This is a genomic window from uncultured Methanobrevibacter sp., from assembly GCF_900316895.1.
Taxonomy (GTDB): Archaea; Methanobacteriota; Methanobacteria; order Methanobacteriales; family Methanobacteriaceae; genus Methanocatella.
This window is the reverse complement of sequence record NZ_ONER01000037.1, coordinates 1-16,686: the sequence shown is the minus strand read 5'-3', so window position 1 is coordinate 16,686 and position 16,686 is coordinate 1. Positions and strand designations below refer to the sequence as shown.

The window sequence follows — 16,686 nt, the reverse complement described above, 5'->3', positions numbered from 1 at the left end:
TCAATTGTTTCAAATTTAACTTTCAAGTCGTCAGGCGCTGTAAATACAATGATTTCATCCTGTTCGCCGCCATAAAGTTCATAGTATCTTTTGGTGACATTGATTTCTGCATCAATCGCAGTGACAGTGACTTGAATTGTCCTGTTTTCGGCTGCCGCATACACGTTGTTGCCCTCATAGTAAACGGTAATGTTGGCCTTGCCCGCACCAACTGCAACAATCATGTCGTTTTCAATAACCGCAACATCCTCATTGCTTGAAACAAATTTTAAATCTTTTGGATAACCTGTAGTTATCCTTGCAAAATCACTGACAGTATCGAGTGCCTTCAAATCAAGTGTTTCGTTGACTAAAATGATTTCAGTAGGTTTTTTGCTTACTGTCACGGTTATGTTGGTTGAATTGAAAGAGATTGTTCTTCCATTACCAATACTCACTGTAATAATTGCTGTACCTTCCTCACCAGCCATTATAACACCATAACTGGTGACACTTGCAACAGACGCATTGCTGGAGACATAATCAATTACTGCACCTGTAGGATCTGTTGTGGCACCAATATCAAATCTTCCGCCAACTTCCATATTCACAGTTGTATTTTTAACGATGAGGCTAACATCATATGGTGACACATTCACAGTTATTTTTCTTTCTGAAGCAGTATAATTCTCATTGCCTGCATAGGAGACAGTAATGATGGCAGTACCTTTATCCTGAGACCAAATCTTTCCATCGGAATACACTAGTGCAACGGTTCCGTTGCTTGAAGCAAATGTCAAAATGCCCGCATTGGAAGGATTCAAACTCGCCAAATCGCCAACCATAACATACGGTTTCAAATCAATGCTTTCATTGGTCAGGATAATTTCTGTATGCATCTTGTTAACTGTTAAATTGACAGCTTTGCTTACGGCATTGTGGTCTGCATCAGGAATGGTAGTCACTGTCAAAGTGTAATTTCCGCCGCTTAAACCGGAAATCGGAATGATATATTTATCAACGATAACCTCAACATCACCAATCTTGGCGGTAATGCCTGTAGCACCTTCGGTTTTTACAGTAGCATTGACTGACTCGCCATAAGTCAAAACAATATCCTCAAGAGTTATTGTTGAGTCAGCTTTAGTGATATTGATAGTGCCATTATTGGTCTTTACATTGTCTATTCCGATATAGGAAGCGTTGACCTGATAAACATCATAATCATCAAATGTATGTACTGCCCACCAGGTTCCGTTACCTGAATAACTTGCAGTGATGTTCAAACCGTTCGCTAAGATAAACAGTAATTTACCAGGCATGCCCCCATTAAAAATATTGGATTTTGCAGTGATGTTTACTGTCTTGTTGTTGGTTGTGAATGATGTTACATTTGCAGTTAATTCCATGTTGGTCAATATTTTTTCAGCTCTTGTATAGTATGAATCTCCATCATGGCGAACAACAAGCCAATAGTCGCCGGCATCGTCCAAAACGATTTTTCCATTTTCATCACTGACTTTAGTTGTATTTATAATATTGCCGTTAACAACACCACAGACAGTTACGTTTTGACCTGGAGGATTATATGACCGGATTGGAGCGGAACTGTCAGTATTTACAATTCCTCCAACACCCCAATAGGTCACATTGCTAAACTTAATGACACTGGAAGAACTAATCGCATTTATATAATTATTTCGAACCTCCAAAATGATTTCAGTGTGATTTATATTTTTAACTACCTTAAATGGAGTATCTCCAACCATGTCCGCCCGGTTATCTAAGAAAACACAATTGGATATGCGGTCATCAGCATCGATTTCGGAAAATCGAATTGCAGAACCAAAAGCTGCAGTATTGTGCCTGAAATTAGAATTTGTAACTTCACCTTTGGCCATTTTAACCGCACCACCACCTTCGGCTGAGTTGTTGATAAAATTACAATTTGTCACCCTACCGTTATCATCAAAGCAAACTGCACCTCCTTCGATTGCAGAGTTATTAGTAAACTTACTATTTTCTACAGCACCGTCACGCATCCAGAGACCGCCACCATTACGACCTCCTTTGTTATTGGTAAAATTACAATTTTTTACAGTGCCTGAATACACCCAGGCAGCAGCCATGGTTGCAAAATTATCAGTGAAATTACAATTCATCACAGTACCACTATTGCTTAAAAAAAGTGCACCTCCACGATATCCTCGGTTATGGGAAAAACTACAATTTTCAACACGGCCGTATTGCATCGAGAAAGCACCGCCATCATCCGGAGAACGGTTATTGGTAAAATTACAGTTTGTCACATTAACCATGTTGAGATTGGCGGCACCGCCAAGCCCGGATACTGCATAGTTATCAACAAAATTACAATTTGTCACATTACCTCCCCACTCAATGTAAAGTGCACCGCCCTTATTAGCAGAGTTGTTTGTGAAAGTACAGTTTATCACATTACCACTATGCATCCAAAGAGCCCCACCATCATAGGATATTGCTGTGTTATTAACAAAATTACAATTTATTACATTACCTGGAGACTCGAAGGAGATAGCACCATTATGAAAATGTTTTAAATTTTTAATTGTTAAATTCTTAATGGTTACCCCTGAAGCAATTACATAAAATGCTGTATTATCTGCTCCTAACATGTCAATAACAGCACCGTTACCATCAATGACCTTACCGTTTTCCCTAATATCAATATCACTTCCACTATCATAAACATAAGTCTTATGCTTTAATATAACAGGTCCGGATTGACTGATTTCAGCAGCTAATTGTGAAAAATTACCTACATCATCGCCCAAGATTTCCGAATCCGTTCCAGCAGCCAGACTTTCATCATCATTTTCTAAAGCGTCATTGTCATTAGACACAACATCATCCTGGTTGGAATCTAATGCTAGCTTTTCATCAACCTTATTGGCTGAGTCATCAATCGAAATTACATCAGTATCATTGACGTCAGCAGCGCTTGCAGAAGCAACGAATACTAGTAAAATCATTATTGATAAAACAACCATCGAATATTTTTTAAATCTCATTATTTATCTCCCATCATAAAAAAAACCCAAAAGGGCTTTTTAGTCAATTATAATATGAACTGTTAAAATTACAAACACCACCATCAGCATCTGTATAACAAAACAATATTACATAACTAAATCTGTAAACAATCAAATAAAAATATTTTGAAAAATATATTTAATTTATAAATAAAAAAAAGAAAAAAGAAAATCTATACTATTCATTGTGAGGGAAATGTGTGATACCACCCTACATTCATTAATCTTACAATAATGAAAATGTTTTTATAGGCAAAAATATTATATTATCCTCTTTTACAATTGTTTTTGTTGTATCAGATATGATTATCCCATATGGAGATTTGTAACGTTTCATTGCTTCTTTAATTTGAAATGTATCCTTATCTCCGCGCCCAACCTCAATTGGAATTGCATCACCAAATTCTTTTTTTATAATGAAATCAACACGTTGTTTCTTAACTTTGTATGAGTCATAGAATATGTTGAATTCGAAGAATTTCTCACTATTTTTTAGATTGACCAAACTTGATGCCACCAAGTTTTCAAGCAGTATTCCTTCATACTCACTTAGTTTTATTGAAGTGAATCCAAATTTGAGATTTATTGCATGCATTACGCTTGGTGTTGCGAAGTAATATTGCCATGACTTTTTTGCTCTTGCATTCGGTCCGGAATATGGTTCTGTGTGGAATATCAAATGTGTTTTTTCAAGCAAATCCATAATGGTATTTACTGTACCAATAGAAGTTTTAATTTTGTTTGCAAGTGCATTTTGTGATATATCCCCAGGATATTTTTCTGCCAGAAATTTAATCAACCTTAATGCTTTTGTTTCTGTGTTGCTTGTCAAATTAGTCATTGTTGGCAGGTCTTTAGTTATTACGCTTTCAACTGAGTAATATAATTTTTTAAATGCATTTCTGGGATTTGTGTCATGCATTACTGATGGAAATCCTCCAAATTTAAAGTAATTATCCCAATCCATTGAATTGTAATTTCTTAGATTCAACAAATCATGATTTAACTGTTGTTCTTTTAGAATCGCATTATCTACATTTCCATTAAATAATAAATCCACCAAATCATTTGAAACATCAGTTTGAAAATCATATTTTAACTTCAGATGTTGTGAGTAATTAAGAGGAGTTATCGGATATCTTATCATCCTTCTTGCCGCTTCTGCATGATATTCCAGTTTTATTGCTGATGATCCTGTTAATATCATGAAGATATTTTTTGATTTGTCGTTGATCAACTTTCCGGAAATGGACCAATCCTTGTCAAAGTGGGATTCATCGATTAGAAGGAATATCTTTTTATTGAGTGTTTGCAGTGAGGTGTTGTGAAATTTCTTTAGGTAAAATTTTATTGTTTCAAAAATATCACAATCATATATTTTATCTAATTCCTCACATGAAAAATATAGTATCTCTTCCGGATTGATGTTTTTTTGATTTAACAAGTAATCATATACCTGAAATAGGATTGTTGTTTTTCCAACGCCTCGAAGACCCGGCAATACTATATATCGATTAACATTATTTCCTTCAAGGAATTCATCAATGAATGGAGTTATTTCGTTAAATTCATCCCTATGATTGAATTTTTTACCCATATTGAAAAGTTCATTGTTTAATGATAATGGAGTGTCTGTAATCTGGTTTTGTAAAAAGTTGTAAATTGAATTTTCAATCTCTGGATTCATATTCATCTCCTCTAATAATACATTGAATATTTTAATATAAATATATATTCAATATATTGAGTGAAATTATATAAATATATATTCAATATATTGAATATTTAAATAATCATGTCCAAATAAATTTTACTTCGACTTGATTATTTTATCTTAATTCAATAATTAAGAATAAATACTTACTATTATCTTTAATTGCAAGTTACAAAAAGTTTTTGTTTGAAATGAAAGCAATTTTATTAAGTTAAAGCAATATTACAATGCAAAAGCAAAGAAAGGCCTTTACTCATGATTTCAACTGAAAAAAATATTGATAACATCTGTAAAAAAACTAATAAAAATAACCAATACAAGTAAATTATACTATAAATAATTAAAAATAAAATAAATAAAAAAAGAAGAGTTAAAAACTCTTAAAATTAAAAATAAAGCTATAAAATCACACAATGCCTTGTGCGTTCATTGCGTCAACTACTTTCTTGAATCCTGCAATGTTTGCTCCTGCGACATAGTTTTTGTCCATGCCGTATTCTTCAGCAGCAGCTGCAGCATTTTCAAAGATGTTTTCCATAATGGTTTGGAGTCTGCCGTCAACTTCTTCAAATGTCCAGGATAATCTTTCTGAGTTTTGTGACATTTCAAGTGCGGAAGTTGCTACTCCACCAGCGTTGGAAGCTTTACCTGGTGCGAATAATACGCCGTTTTCCTGTAAGTATTCGGTTGCTTCGATAGTGGTTGGCATGTTTGCTCCTTCAGCAACAGCTAAAACGCCGTTTTCAACTAGGATTTTAGCATCTTCTAATTGCAATTCGTTTTGGGTAGCACATGGTAATGCAATGTCACATTTGATGGACCATACACCTTTGCCTTCGTGGTATTCTGCGGAAGGTCTTGCTTCAGCATAAGCGGTTAATCTTTCACGTCTTACTTCTTTAATCTCTTTGAGCAATTCAACATCGATTCCTTCTGGGTCGTAGATCCATCCGGTGGAATCGGAACAGGTTACTGGGTTACCGCCTAATTGTTGTGCTTTTTGGATAGCGTAAGTAGCTACGTTACCTGCACCAGATACGACAATGGTTTTACCTGCGATATCAATATCATTTGCTTTTAACATTGCATTTGTGAAGTATAATAAACCATATCCGGTAGCTTCAGTTCTTGCAAGAGATCCTCCGAAGGATAATCCTTTACCGGTTAATACTCCTTCGTATAATCCTCTGATTCTTTTGTATTGTCCGAATAAGAAACCGATTTCTCGGCCACCTACACCAATATCTCCTGCAGGAACATCAGTGTCAGCTCCGATGTATTTGCATAATTCGGTCATGAAACTTTGACAGAATGCCATGATTTCCCTGTCAGATTTTCCTTTAGGATCAAAGTCTGATCCACCTTTTCCTCCGCCGATTGGAAGTCCGGTTAAGGAGTTTTTGAAGATTTGTTCGAAACCTAAGAATTTGATGATTCCGAGGTTTACGGATGGGTGGAAACGTAATCCGCCTTTGTAAGGTCCGATTGCTGAGTTGAACTGTACTCTGTAACCGGTGTTTACTTGTACTTGACCGTTGTCGTCTACCCATGGAACACGGAATTTGATTTGTCTTTCTGGGTTTGTTAACCTTTCAAGAAGTGCGTTTTTCCTGTATTCTTCTTCGTTTTCTTCAATCACTACCCTTAAGGATTCTAAAACTTCACGAATAGCTTGGTGAAATTCTGGTTCTGAAGGGTTTTGTTCTATTATAGTTTCAATTACTTCATCTACGTATGACAAAATTATTCCTCCGAATAAAATTATAAAAATTATATCATTAAAATTTAACAATATAGTTAATTATTTGCATCTTCTAGTATTTAAATATTATTCAATTTTTAATAAGGATATATTAATATTATTCATTAAAATCTAGATAAATATTATACAAATTATACAAAAATTCAAATAATTTAAGTATATATAAAATCTTTTTAATTATTTTTTCTACAAATAACAATAAAAATTATCAATACATAAACAAAGTCGGAAAGCATCTTCCACCCCAAAGTTTCCGAATAGGAAGCAACATCAACTGTTCGGGCAAAGCACATTTTGGCCTGAAAAAACCGAACAAAACCGAAAAATACAAAAAAATTTTAAACAAAATTATATAGAAATTTAAAAAGCATATTCCTTTATATACCATAATTTACAAATCAATATTTAAAAATGGGTAAAAATTAATTTTTAATAAACAAAGTGATAAAATATGATAAGCAAAAATCAATATGAAACACTCAAGGAAAATTATCTGACCAAAAACAGGAGTCTGCATTCACTATATGTGGAAATAAATAAAGAAAAAACCGTTCCAAAACCATTATTTTTTAAGTTAATAAACCAGATACGCCAAGAGGAAGGTCTAAGCGAATATTATACAAAAAAAGAAAAAAGAAAAAGTAATATTATAACACATTTGGACAAGTCTCCAAACTGTTATAATTAGTAGTCTACGTAATATCTTAAAACTGCTGCAATTCCACCGAATGCCCTGAACAGTTGCATACCTTCTTCAGTTTCAGTGGAAATGAATTCGACTTCAGTATTCATCTCTTCAGCCAATTCAACAAATTCATCATCAATATCAATTGAATCCTGCTCTTTTAGATTTTCACCACAATCAGGGCACTTCTTATGCAGGTTATCAGCTTCAGCCTGTGACTTGACAGTGATTTTTTCTTCGTGACCGCAGCCTGAACAGACAAATGTCTTACGCATGCTTGACAAATCCTCAGATAATAGCAATACGTCTACAGCGCCCATAATAAGGTTTCTTCTTACCTCATCTTCCCCATAGGAAGCAAGACCCTTTTCCTTGATCAGTTCCTTGATGAACCTTTGAACAAGTTTCTTTTCGTGCATCACGTCAAGGTTTTCCAGATCATCGGCAGATTTTGAGATTACCTCACGGATTCCCTCTTCACCGGTGTATGATGTATCAACAATGGATATTACCTTATCCTTAAGCTCATACTGAAGATAATCACCGTCGTAGAAATCCTTTTTGGTAAATCCAGGACCGCCAAGAATGATTCCCTTCAAGTCATCCTTAAGCGGAAGGTAAGCTTCGTTCATATGGTCTCCGATACGTTTCAAGAACTGGTGAGCAAGATCCTCAATTACACGGTCAAACCTTCTTTGTGATTGTCCCCCTGCTTTGTGTTTTCCTGGAACTCCACTTGTCAAGTGACCGAGAATGTTTTCCCTTTTACCTTTTAAAGTACCGTAAGTAGCTTCGTTTCTGTCAATAACCGCTACACCATATACATCATGCTCTTCAATCATGTACTCCAAAGGCTCTACGAAAAACTCATTGTTACATTTATACCAGTAAGTCTGAACCGGTTCCGGCGGCTCCAAAATATATTTTTCCATCTTTTCAGTGCCCGGACCGCCTTTAGGAATCATTCCCACAAACAGGACGATACCGTTTTCCGGAGGCTGTTTGTATAATTTGATGCTCTCCAAAATAACCGCAATTGCAGACTGTACATTTTTTCTTGTTTGTTTACTCTTAATGTTAGCACTCTGACCCATTTCATCTCTCATGTGCTTACCAACATCACTCAACTGTTTGGATGGTGGGATATAAACGGAAACAAGCTCAGTACCTCTACCTCTCTTATTTGCTAATTCTTTTAATGTCTTTTTAAATTCATATAATTCTTTTGATGATACACTAGCCATGTTATCCCTATAATAATTAAATTAATATAATAGATATAATTATATAAATACAAATATAAATAATTAATGAAAAAACAAGGAAAAACTGCATAATTCAATGTGACTTCTATGAAATGGAAAATCGGAAATGTTAAAATAGACAATCAGGTGGTCCTTGCACCCATGGCAGGAATATGCGATTCAGCATTCAGAAGAATAGCCAAATCAATGGGATGTGGACTGATTGAAACCGAAATGGTGTCAGATAAGGCAATAATGTATGAAAACTCAAGGACACAGGAAATGCTTTATATGACAGATTATGAAAGGCCTATTTCCCAGCAGATATTCGGAGCTGAAGTCAAATCATTCAAAATAGCTGCAGAATACATTGAAAAGACCATGAAACCGGACATCATCGACATAAACATGGGCTGTCCGGTTCCAAAGGTGGCAGTCAGGTCACAGGCCGGAAGCGCACTTCTGAAAAACCCTCCAAAGATTGGTGAAATCGTGGAGGCTGTTGTTGAAAGCGTCAATGTTCCGGTAACCGCAAAAATCAGAAGCGGATGGGATAAAAGCTGCATCAATGCCCTTGAAGTGGCAGGAATTGTTGAGGATGCGGGAGCATCAGCAATAACAGTCCATCCGAGAACAAGAGAGCAGAGATACGGCGAAAGCGCAGACTGGTCAATAATCAGAGACGTCAAGGAATCCCTTTCAATACCTGTCATCGGAAACGGAGACATCTGGTCATGTTATGATGCCAAAAAAATGATTGATGAAACAGAATGCGATGCAGTGATGATTGGTCGTGGCGTTCTTGGAAACCCATGGCTCATAAGGCAGTGCATTGATTATCTGGATGACGGAATAGAACCTGAAGAAGTCACACTGGACGAGAAAATCGAAATGATTAAAAGGCATGCGGAGCTGCTTAGCGAAATCAGACCCGAAAAGGTTGCAATGCACAAGATGAGGACACATACAGCTTATTATCTTAAGGGCCAGTGGAGAAGCTCTGAGATAAAGCCAAGAATATTTAAGATGAATACAAAAGAAGAATTGTTTGATTTGCTTAAAGAATATATTGAACTAGTCAGCTAATTTTTCATCACCGAACTTTTCAAACAGTTCCAAATCACCACTGGAAATCGTATCAACCTCAAGCAGATCCATGCCAGTGATTTCAATCACCTCACGTGCCATGCCAACATAGGTGTCCGGATAGTCATTATATCCGAATATGTGCCATATGATATCGCCTTCAAAAACCATTTCCAGATACCAGTCATATCCCTCCAGGTCATCAGGGTCACGGGCATTTGACTTCTTGTGATACTCATCAAAAATCCACATGTATACATGATATCTCTCAAGCAATCCCAGAATAAGCTCCCTGTCACTGCCGGTCAATTCCTTTTCAATGTATCCGTCGATTCTACCTTCAGAAAAATTAATGATCAGCCGAGGATTTGGAAGTTCATAAGGATAAGTCTGATAATGGCCAAATTCAATTGCTTTTATAGTCAATTTGTCTTCCAGATAAACCCCATCCTTTCTGATGTCAAAATAAAGTGGAGTTACAAGCTGCTTTTGATAGTTGAGGTGCAGAACGTCAAAGTCAAACAGTTCCTTCAGGATTTCACCGAATTCACTCCATTTTGGAGGAAAATTGTTCTTGAAGCTGTATTCCTCAAAATTGTCCGTCGAATAGATTATGACATTGCACGAATAAATCAGCTCTATCTTTTCAAAATAAGTGAACTCTTCTGAGACAAATCCCTCAAACAATTTCAAATCACTGAAATCATGCAGGAATTTATCCTTTTGGGAATCATTGAAATTATGAATCCTGCTGGTCATGTTCTTCCTTAAGTCGACCAGTATGTCAATCCATGAGTCGTCACAAAGGTAATGTTCGCTCAAAAATTTATCGCCGCTTCCCCTCTCGGAGATTTTATAATAGGCATTGTTGTTAACCAAATCAATGGTGAAACACTCATAGTGTCGATTGAGCCTTTTAAAATTAAACCTTTGTGTAATCTCGATTTTTTCAATCATTAAAATATCTATCTTACACAAGCATAATAAACTTAACTAAATTTAAAAACATTTATAAGGTAATTGCTATTAATTATTTAACTAAGTGATAGTATGATTAGAAGATGCCCCCAATGCGGAAGTGCTGCAGACGATATTTATGGTTTTTGTATAAAATGCGGACATGAATTTCCAAAAATAGAAGTGGACCAGGATACCTGTCCATCATGTGGATTCCACAACCCTCCAGAAGCCGACTATTGTGTCAAATGCGGTACTCCATTAGTCTTTAAGCAACAATTTGAAAAAACAAGCACCACTAACTTAGGTCCCATTGTTATTCAAAAAGAGGTTGTGCAGAGACCTCCCGAACAAAGGCAAAACAGGACAAGCAGATGGCTGATACTGTTCGGATACATTTTCTCAATTTTAGGAGGAATTCTCGGATTGATCATTGCAATCTATCTGGCAACCAGAAAGGACCCTGTTGCTCGAAAGCATGGGCATATCCAATTGGCGATTTTTGCATTCTACATTGCATTAATAGCTATCCTATATGCAACCGGAAACATCCCTGCAGATGCAATAACCCAATACAGGCAAATGCTATCTGGCAATTTTACCGGCATTTAAGTGCAGATACATCAGTATGGCACCGGCACCATCCTCATAATATCCTGGGACAACCCTGTCGATTTTAAAATTGAACGTTTTGTAAAATTCGACTGCACCAGTGTTATTTTCATTGACTTCAAGATATATTGTATCCAGATTGAGAAGTGACAATACGGATATTGCCCTTAAAAGAAGTTTTGTTCCGGCTTTAAGGCGACGGTAATTCTTATCTACTGCAATGGAAATTATATGGCCATAATTTTCATATTTGATCCAAAAAAGAACATATCCGATGACATATCCATCCTCTTCTGCAACCAGAAAACCGACACCCATCTCATAAAGCTGCTGAAACATCTTGATGCCATAGGACTGATTGAAGGACATGTTTTCTATTTCATAAACTCTTTTTAAATCAGTTGGCTTAAATTTCCTTACAAGCATAGCAAATTAAAATTTAAAAATCAATGTATTTAATAGTTTTGATGACAAAATATTAAAATGAGGATTAAAAATGTGGGACGATTTTGCCGAGTATATCTTAAGCGAAGCTGAAAGCAAAAATGTCAAAATTGCCGAAATCGCAGTTGGAAAATTTGACAGAATTGCAGATTATTTGGCTTCAAAAGACAATATCGATTTGATTAAAACGGACATTGCTCCAAAAGATGAAACAGTCATAAAGGACGACATTACAAATCCAAATATGGATTTATACAAAGATATCGACATCATTTATTCAATAAGACCTCCAAGCGAACTTCAGCCATACCTTGTCAAGCTCGCAGTTGAAATCGACTCCCAACTCATAATAAAACCGTTGACAAACGAAGATTTAAATACCGGCAGGGTCAAAATGAAATTAAAAAATTTCAAAAGGGCCAGTTTTTACACTTTAAGGTGATGTAATGGAAAATATTCTATCGCAATTTGACACATCAGCAGAAGGACTCAGCAAACAGGAAGTCATTGAAAGGCAAAATGAGTATGGCTTAAACAAGATTGAAGAAAAAAAGCCAACACCATTAATCAAATTGTTCCTAATCCAATTTGTAGATGTCCTGATAGGCCTCCTCATAGTTGCAGCCATTGCAGCATATGCAATTGGTGACGTCATCGATGCATGTGTAATCATGCTTGCGGTTCTTTTGAATGTCATCATGGGTTTCATTCAGGAATACAGGTCACAAAAGGCCGTTGAAAGCCTAAAAAATCTGATTGTTAAGACTGCCGTGGTGAAAAGGGAAAACAAAATCGAGCAGATAAATTCCGAAGAGCTGACAATTGGAGACCTTGTCATACTTGAAGAGGGAGACAAGGTGCCTGCAGACCTTGTACTGATTGAGGCAAATAAACTGACCTGCGATGAATCATCCCTGACAGGCGAATCAGAAGCGGTCAAAAAGGAAATTGAAGACGAATTATATATGGACTGCAATATCCTTTCGGGAAATGCAGTGGGAGTTGTCAAAGCTATCGGAATGAAGACACAGGTCGGCGAGATAGCAAAGGTCGTTCAGGAGGATGACGAGGACACCCCTCTGAAGGCAAAAGTGGGAAGGCTTGGAAAGACATTATCCCTCATTGCAATTATCGTATGTATAGCCATCTTCATTTTGGAACTGTTCAAAGGCATACCTCTTGTCGAGACATTCATGACTGCGGTTTCCCTTGCCGTTGCCGCAATTCCGGAAGGTCTTCCTGCCGTTTTGACATTGACACTTGCATTGGGCATGTCCGAGATGGCAAAATCCCAGGCAATTGTCAAAAGGCTGCTTTCAGTTGAAACATTGGGTTCATGTACCATCATCTGCAGTGACAAGACCGGTACACTGACCGAAAACAGAATGACCGTTGTTGAATCTTATTTTACCAATGAAGACAAAACACTTGAAATTGGAAAGCTATGCAACAATGCCACCATAACAAACGGAGAAGCCATAGGCGACCAGACTGATGGAGGGATTTTAAAATTCTGCCAAAGCCATAAAGGCGACTTGAAAAGAGTTGATGAAATACCTCTTGACAGCGATCGTAAAATGATGACTACCATACATAGCCTAAACGATGAAAAGAATATTGTTTTTACAAAAGGTGCACCAGAAATAATTCTAGACAAATGCAAATACATAGATTATGATGGAAGTATTAAAATAATTGATGCTGAAAGCGAGGAAATTATAATTAAAAAAATTGATGAAATGAGTGGCCATGGTCTGAGAGTAATCGGATTTGCCTACAAGACTGAAGACGAATATGACCCTGAGGAAAATCTGACTTTTACAGGACTTCTCGGACTTGCCGACCCTCCAAAAAAGGATGCCAAAAAGGCCGTGAGCGATTGCCTGAAAGCAGGAATAAAAGTTAAGATGATTACAGGCGACCATGAAAAGACCGCCTGCTCAATTGCAAGAAACCTTGGAATACTTACAACAGGAAGGACAATAACCGGTGAGGAACTGGAAAAACTCACCGCCGAAGAGTACCTGGCCATTGCGGATGACATCCAGGTGTATGCAAGGGTAAAGCCAAAACAGAAAATGAGAATCGTTGAGGCTCTTAAAAGTTCCAACAACATTGTTGCAATGACCGGTGACGGCGTAAACGATGCGCCTGCACTCAAAAAGGCATCAATTGGAGTTGCAATGGGTGACGGTACAGATGTTGCAAAGGAATCTGCAGACATGATTTTAGAAAACAACGACTTTGCAACTATTGTAAAGGCGGTCAAGGAAGGTCGTAAGATATATGACAACATCAAAAGGTTCGTCAAGTTCCAGGTTTCCACAAATGTCGGAGCGATACTGACAATTATCGGAACATCACTGCTTAACCTGCCTCTTCCATTCAATCCTGTGCAGTTATTATGGCTGAATATTGTTATGGACGGTCCGCCTGCACAAACATTGGGAATTGAAGGTGCCGAAAAGGACCTGATGCAACGCCCTCCTGAAACCGGAGACATTCTAACCAAAAAGACACTGCTTGAAATATTGATATCAGGTATTGTAATGGCAATAGGAACAATTGCAGTATTCAGCTATCAGCTGAGCATTGGCTCAAGCGAAAGCAAAGCGATGACCGTTGCATTTACATTATTCGTAATGTATCAGCTCTTTAACGCATACAACAGGAAAGCGAATTCAGACAAGCCAAGCACTTACCTGTATATGGCGATTATCCTGTCATTCATACTTCAATTATTAATCATATACCTGCCCCAACTGCAGATTATATTCAGAACCACAGCAATATCACTGATTGACTGGCTGGTAATCATAATCGTCGCATTTACAATAGTGATAGCTGAGAAAATAATGAACAGAGTGATAAAATGAGGATACTGTTACTCGGCGGAACAAAAGACTCAACAAACATCATCGAGCATATCAAGGAAAATCATGATTATTACATCCTGACTACCACCACCACAGAATATGGGGCAAGACTGGCCAGGGAGGCCGGAAGCGATGACGTGATTGCCCGTCCGCTTCTAAAAGATGAAATCATTGAAATAATCAAAAGGAAAAATTTTGATGTGCTGATTGATGCAACACATCCATTTGCCAAACATATCACACAGACAAGTGCCAGCATCGCCAACGAATTGGAAATGCCATATATCCGCTTTGAGAGACCTACCACCAACCTTGAAAATATAGATACAACACATATCCATTACACAGAATCATTTGACGAAGCGGGAAAATTGATTGAAAGTGAATTCAGTCAAGGAAACGTGCTGCATTTTGCAGGAGCCAACACCATGGAAGACATCCTGAAATATGTTGACGTCGACAGATTCTACCCAAGAATACTGAAGGTGGAAAGCTCCATTGAAAAATGTGAAAAGCTGGGCGTTGATCCGTCCCACATCATTCCAATGAAAGGTGCCGCCAGCTTGGAGGAAAACCTTGAGCTGATTGAAAAATATGATGCAGGAGTAATGATTACAAAGGAAAGCGGCGATGTAGGTGGAGTCATTGAAAAAATCCAGGCTGCAAATGAAAAGGATGTTGCAGTCATAATGATTCAAAGACCAAAAATAGATGAATTAAATAAAAACGATATTGTATCTAATCTTGAAGAATTAGATATCCGATTAAAAACTTTTTTTAAAAAATAGATATAAAGATAAACGCCGAGACTGGGATTTGAACCCAGGCGAGGGCAGACTAGACTATCTCGGCATATGAAAAGGAATATTTAGAAGGATTCTAAATATTTATCCTTTAAGTTCAATTTCAATACTTACATTATCAGGAACGTTTACTTTCATGACTTGTCTCATAGCACGTTCATCAGCTCCAATACCGATTAAACGTTTATGAATTCTGAGTTCCCATTTTTCCCAAGAAGCTTTACCTTCTCCATCAGGAGATTTTCTTGTTGGTACTACTAATTTTTTAGTAGGTAATGGAATAGGACCAGATAAGTCGACACCAGTTCTTTCAGCAATTTTTTTAAGTTGATCACATACGTATGCTAATTTTTCTGGGTCAGTTCCAGTAAGTTTAATTCTTGCTTGATTCATTTATTCTCCTCCAAAAAACAAAAAGAAAGAAAGTAAAATTTTACTTTCTAATTATTGTTTACAAACTTATTTTGCTTCGGTAATGTTAAGACATAAACCTGCTGCAACAGTTTGACCCATATCTCTGATAGCAAATCTACCCATTTGTGGGATTTCTTTTGCGTTTTCGAGACACATTGGTTTGGTAGGTTTGATTTTAACAATAGCTGCGTTACCGGTTTTTAAGAAGTCAGGGTTTTCTTCGTCAACAGCACCAGTAGCAGGGTTTAATTTTTTAGATAATTCTAAGAAAGTACATGCTACTTGGGAAGTGTGACAGTGGAATACAGGAGTGTATCCAACGGTAATTACACCAGGGTGTTGTAAAACAACGATTTGTGCGTCGAATTCTTTAGCTACGGTAGGAGCAGCGTCAGTGTGTCCAGCTACGTCTCCTCTTCTGATATCGTTTTTACCTACACCTCTTACGTTGAATCCGATGTTGTCACCAGGTTCAGCTACATCAAATTGTTCGTGGTGCATTTCGATAGATTTAACTTCTCCGGAAGCTCCAGCTGGTTCAAAGATAACGTTTTCACCTTTTTTCATTACACCAGTTTCTACTCTACCTACAGGTACGGTTCCTACACCAGTGATGGAGTAAACATCTTGGATAGGGATTCTTAAAGGTAAGTCGGTAGGTTTTTCAGGTGGAGTTAATTTGTCTAATGCATCAATTAAGTTGTCACCTTTGTACCAGGTGGTATTTGGAGATGCATCGTTAATGTTGTCCCCTTCAAATGCAGATAATGGGATGAAAGGTACGTCAGCAGGGTTGAAACCTACGGTTTTGATTAAGTTTGAAACTTCTTCTTTTAATTCGTTGTATTTGTCTTCTGAGTAATCAACTAAGTCGATTTTGTTGATTGCAACGATTAATTGGTTGATACCTAAAGTTTTTGATAAGAACACGTGTTCTTTGGTTTGAGGCATTACACCGTCGTCTGCTGCAACTACTAAAACACCAGCGTCTGCTTGGGAAGCACCGGTGATCATGTTTTTAACGAAGTCTCTGTGTCCA

The 16,686-nt window shown here is 37.1% G+C and carries 14 protein-coding genes; 6 read left to right on the top strand and 8 right to left on the bottom strand.

The window, feature by feature from the left end:
- The 3 genes from QZN27_RS05445 to gdhA all read right to left on the bottom strand — a co-directional run.
- Positions 1-3,029, bottom strand: a 3,029-nt coding sequence (locus QZN27_RS05445; protein ID WP_296784698.1) for a hypothetical protein, incomplete at its 3' end; no start/stop codon positions are given.
- A 247-nt stretch (positions 3,030-3,276) separates the two neighbouring features.
- Positions 3,277-4,737, bottom strand: coding sequence for an ATP-binding protein (locus QZN27_RS05440; protein WP_296784695.1), 1,461 nt, complete (start codon positions 4,735-4,737; stop codon positions 3,277-3,279).
- A gap of 433 nt (positions 4,738-5,170) precedes the next feature.
- Positions 5,171-6,505, bottom strand: a complete 1,335-nt coding sequence (gdhA, locus tag QZN27_RS05435; protein ID WP_296784692.1) for an NADP-specific glutamate dehydrogenase — start codon at positions 6,503-6,505, stop codon at positions 5,171-5,173.
- A 472-nt stretch (positions 6,506-6,977) separates the two neighbouring features.
- Here gdhA and QZN27_RS05430 point away from each other — a divergent pair, with 472 nt between their 5' ends.
- Positions 6,978-7,214: a hypothetical protein gene (locus tag QZN27_RS05430; protein ID WP_296784689.1), complete on the top strand. Its 237-nt coding sequence runs from the start codon at positions 6,978-6,980 to the stop codon at positions 7,212-7,214.
- Here QZN27_RS05430 and prf1 read toward each other — a convergent pair.
- Positions 7,211-8,455: a peptide chain release factor aRF-1 gene (gene prf1, locus QZN27_RS05425; RefSeq protein WP_296784686.1), complete on the bottom strand. Its 1,245-nt coding sequence runs from the start codon at positions 8,453-8,455 to the stop codon at positions 7,211-7,213. The two genes, QZN27_RS05430 and prf1, sit on opposite strands and share 4 nt — an antisense overlap.
- Before the next feature lie 108 nt (positions 8,456-8,563).
- Between prf1 and dusB the strand changes: the two genes are divergently transcribed.
- Positions 8,564-9,541 carry a tRNA dihydrouridine synthase DusB gene (gene dusB / locus QZN27_RS05420; protein ID WP_296784683.1) on the top strand — a complete coding sequence of 326 codons (978 nt, stop codon included), beginning with the start codon at positions 8,564-8,566 and terminating at the stop codon, positions 9,539-9,541.
- Here dusB and QZN27_RS05415 read toward each other — a convergent pair.
- Positions 9,530-10,498, bottom strand: coding sequence for a hypothetical protein (locus QZN27_RS05415; protein ID WP_296784680.1), 969 nt, complete (start codon positions 10,496-10,498; stop codon positions 9,530-9,532). The genes dusB and QZN27_RS05415 overlap by 12 nt on opposite strands.
- A gap of 93 nt (positions 10,499-10,591) precedes the next feature.
- Here QZN27_RS05415 and QZN27_RS05410 point away from each other — a divergent pair, with 93 nt between their 5' ends.
- Entirely contained in the window at positions 10,592-11,110 is a 519-nt protein-coding gene (locus QZN27_RS05410; protein ID WP_296784677.1) for a zinc ribbon domain-containing protein, read from the top strand.
- Here QZN27_RS05410 and QZN27_RS05405 read toward each other — a convergent pair.
- Positions 11,084-11,536 (bottom strand): GNAT family N-acetyltransferase, encoded by a 453-nt coding sequence (locus tag QZN27_RS05405; RefSeq protein WP_296784675.1) that lies wholly within the window; start codon positions 11,534-11,536, stop codon positions 11,084-11,086. The genes QZN27_RS05410 and QZN27_RS05405 overlap by 27 nt on opposite strands.
- Positions 11,537-11,606: 70 nt before the next feature.
- On the opposite strand from QZN27_RS05405, the gene QZN27_RS05400 reads away from it, so the two are divergent.
- Genes QZN27_RS05400 through cobK form a run of 3 tightly spaced genes read left to right on the top strand, consistent with a single transcriptional unit; the run spans position 11,607 to position 15,218 of the window.
- Positions 11,607-11,996: a UPF0146 family protein gene (locus QZN27_RS05400; RefSeq protein ID WP_296784672.1), complete on the top strand. Its 390-nt coding sequence runs from the start codon at positions 11,607-11,609 to the stop codon at positions 11,994-11,996.
- Positions 11,997-12,000: 4 nt separating this feature from the next.
- Entirely contained in the window at positions 12,001-14,430 is a 2,430-nt protein-coding gene (locus tag QZN27_RS05395; protein WP_296784669.1) for a calcium-translocating P-type ATPase, PMCA-type, read from the top strand.
- The gene (gene cobK, locus QZN27_RS05390; RefSeq protein ID WP_296784665.1) at positions 14,427-15,218 is read left to right on the top strand and encodes a precorrin-6A reductase; all 792 of its coding nucleotides are present in this window, start codon (positions 14,427-14,429) and stop codon (positions 15,216-15,218) included. The genes QZN27_RS05395 and cobK overlap by 4 nt, the downstream gene beginning before the upstream one ends.
- 99 nt (positions 15,219-15,317) lie before the next feature.
- Here the strand turns inward: cobK and rpsJ are convergent, their stop codons facing one another.
- Positions 15,318-15,626 (bottom strand): 30S ribosomal protein S10, encoded by a 309-nt coding sequence (gene rpsJ / locus QZN27_RS05385; protein WP_042691424.1) that lies wholly within the window; start codon positions 15,624-15,626, stop codon positions 15,318-15,320.
- Positions 15,627-15,692: 66 nt separating this feature from the next.
- A partial coding sequence (gene tuf, locus QZN27_RS05380; protein ID WP_296784663.1) for a translation elongation factor EF-1 subunit alpha occupies positions 15,693-16,686 on the bottom strand: 994 nt, incomplete at its 5' end.

Coding starts and splice junctions, on each gene's coding strand:
- QZN27_RS05405 (WP_296784675.1), bottom strand. CDS start 11,536: ATGCTTGTAAGGAAATTTAAGCCAACTGATTTAAAAAGAGTTTATGAA.
- rpsJ (WP_042691424.1), bottom strand. CDS start 15,626: ATGAATCAAGCAAGAATTAAACTTACTGGAACTGACCCAGAAAAATTA.
- prf1 (WP_296784686.1), bottom strand. CDS start 8,455: ATGGCTAGTGTATCATCAAAAGAATTATATGAATTTAAAAAGACATTA.
- QZN27_RS05400 (WP_296784672.1), top strand. CDS start 11,607: ATGTGGGACGATTTTGCCGAGTATATCTTAAGCGAAGCTGAAAGCAAA.
- QZN27_RS05440 (WP_296784695.1), bottom strand. CDS start 4,737: ATGAATCCAGAGATTGAAAATTCAATTTACAACTTTTTACAAAACCAG.
- dusB (WP_296784683.1), top strand. CDS start 8,564: ATGAAATGGAAAATCGGAAATGTTAAAATAGACAATCAGGTGGTCCTT.
- QZN27_RS05430 (WP_296784689.1), top strand. CDS start 6,978: ATGATAAGCAAAAATCAATATGAAACACTCAAGGAAAATTATCTGACC.
- QZN27_RS05395 (WP_296784669.1), top strand. CDS start 12,001: ATGGAAAATATTCTATCGCAATTTGACACATCAGCAGAAGGACTCAGC.
- QZN27_RS05410 (WP_296784677.1), top strand. CDS start 10,592: ATGATTAGAAGATGCCCCCAATGCGGAAGTGCTGCAGACGATATTTAT.
- QZN27_RS05415 (WP_296784680.1), bottom strand. CDS start 10,498: ATGATTGAAAAAATCGAGATTACACAAAGGTTTAATTTTAAAAGGCTC.
- cobK (WP_296784665.1), top strand. CDS start 14,427: ATGAGGATACTGTTACTCGGCGGAACAAAAGACTCAACAAACATCATC.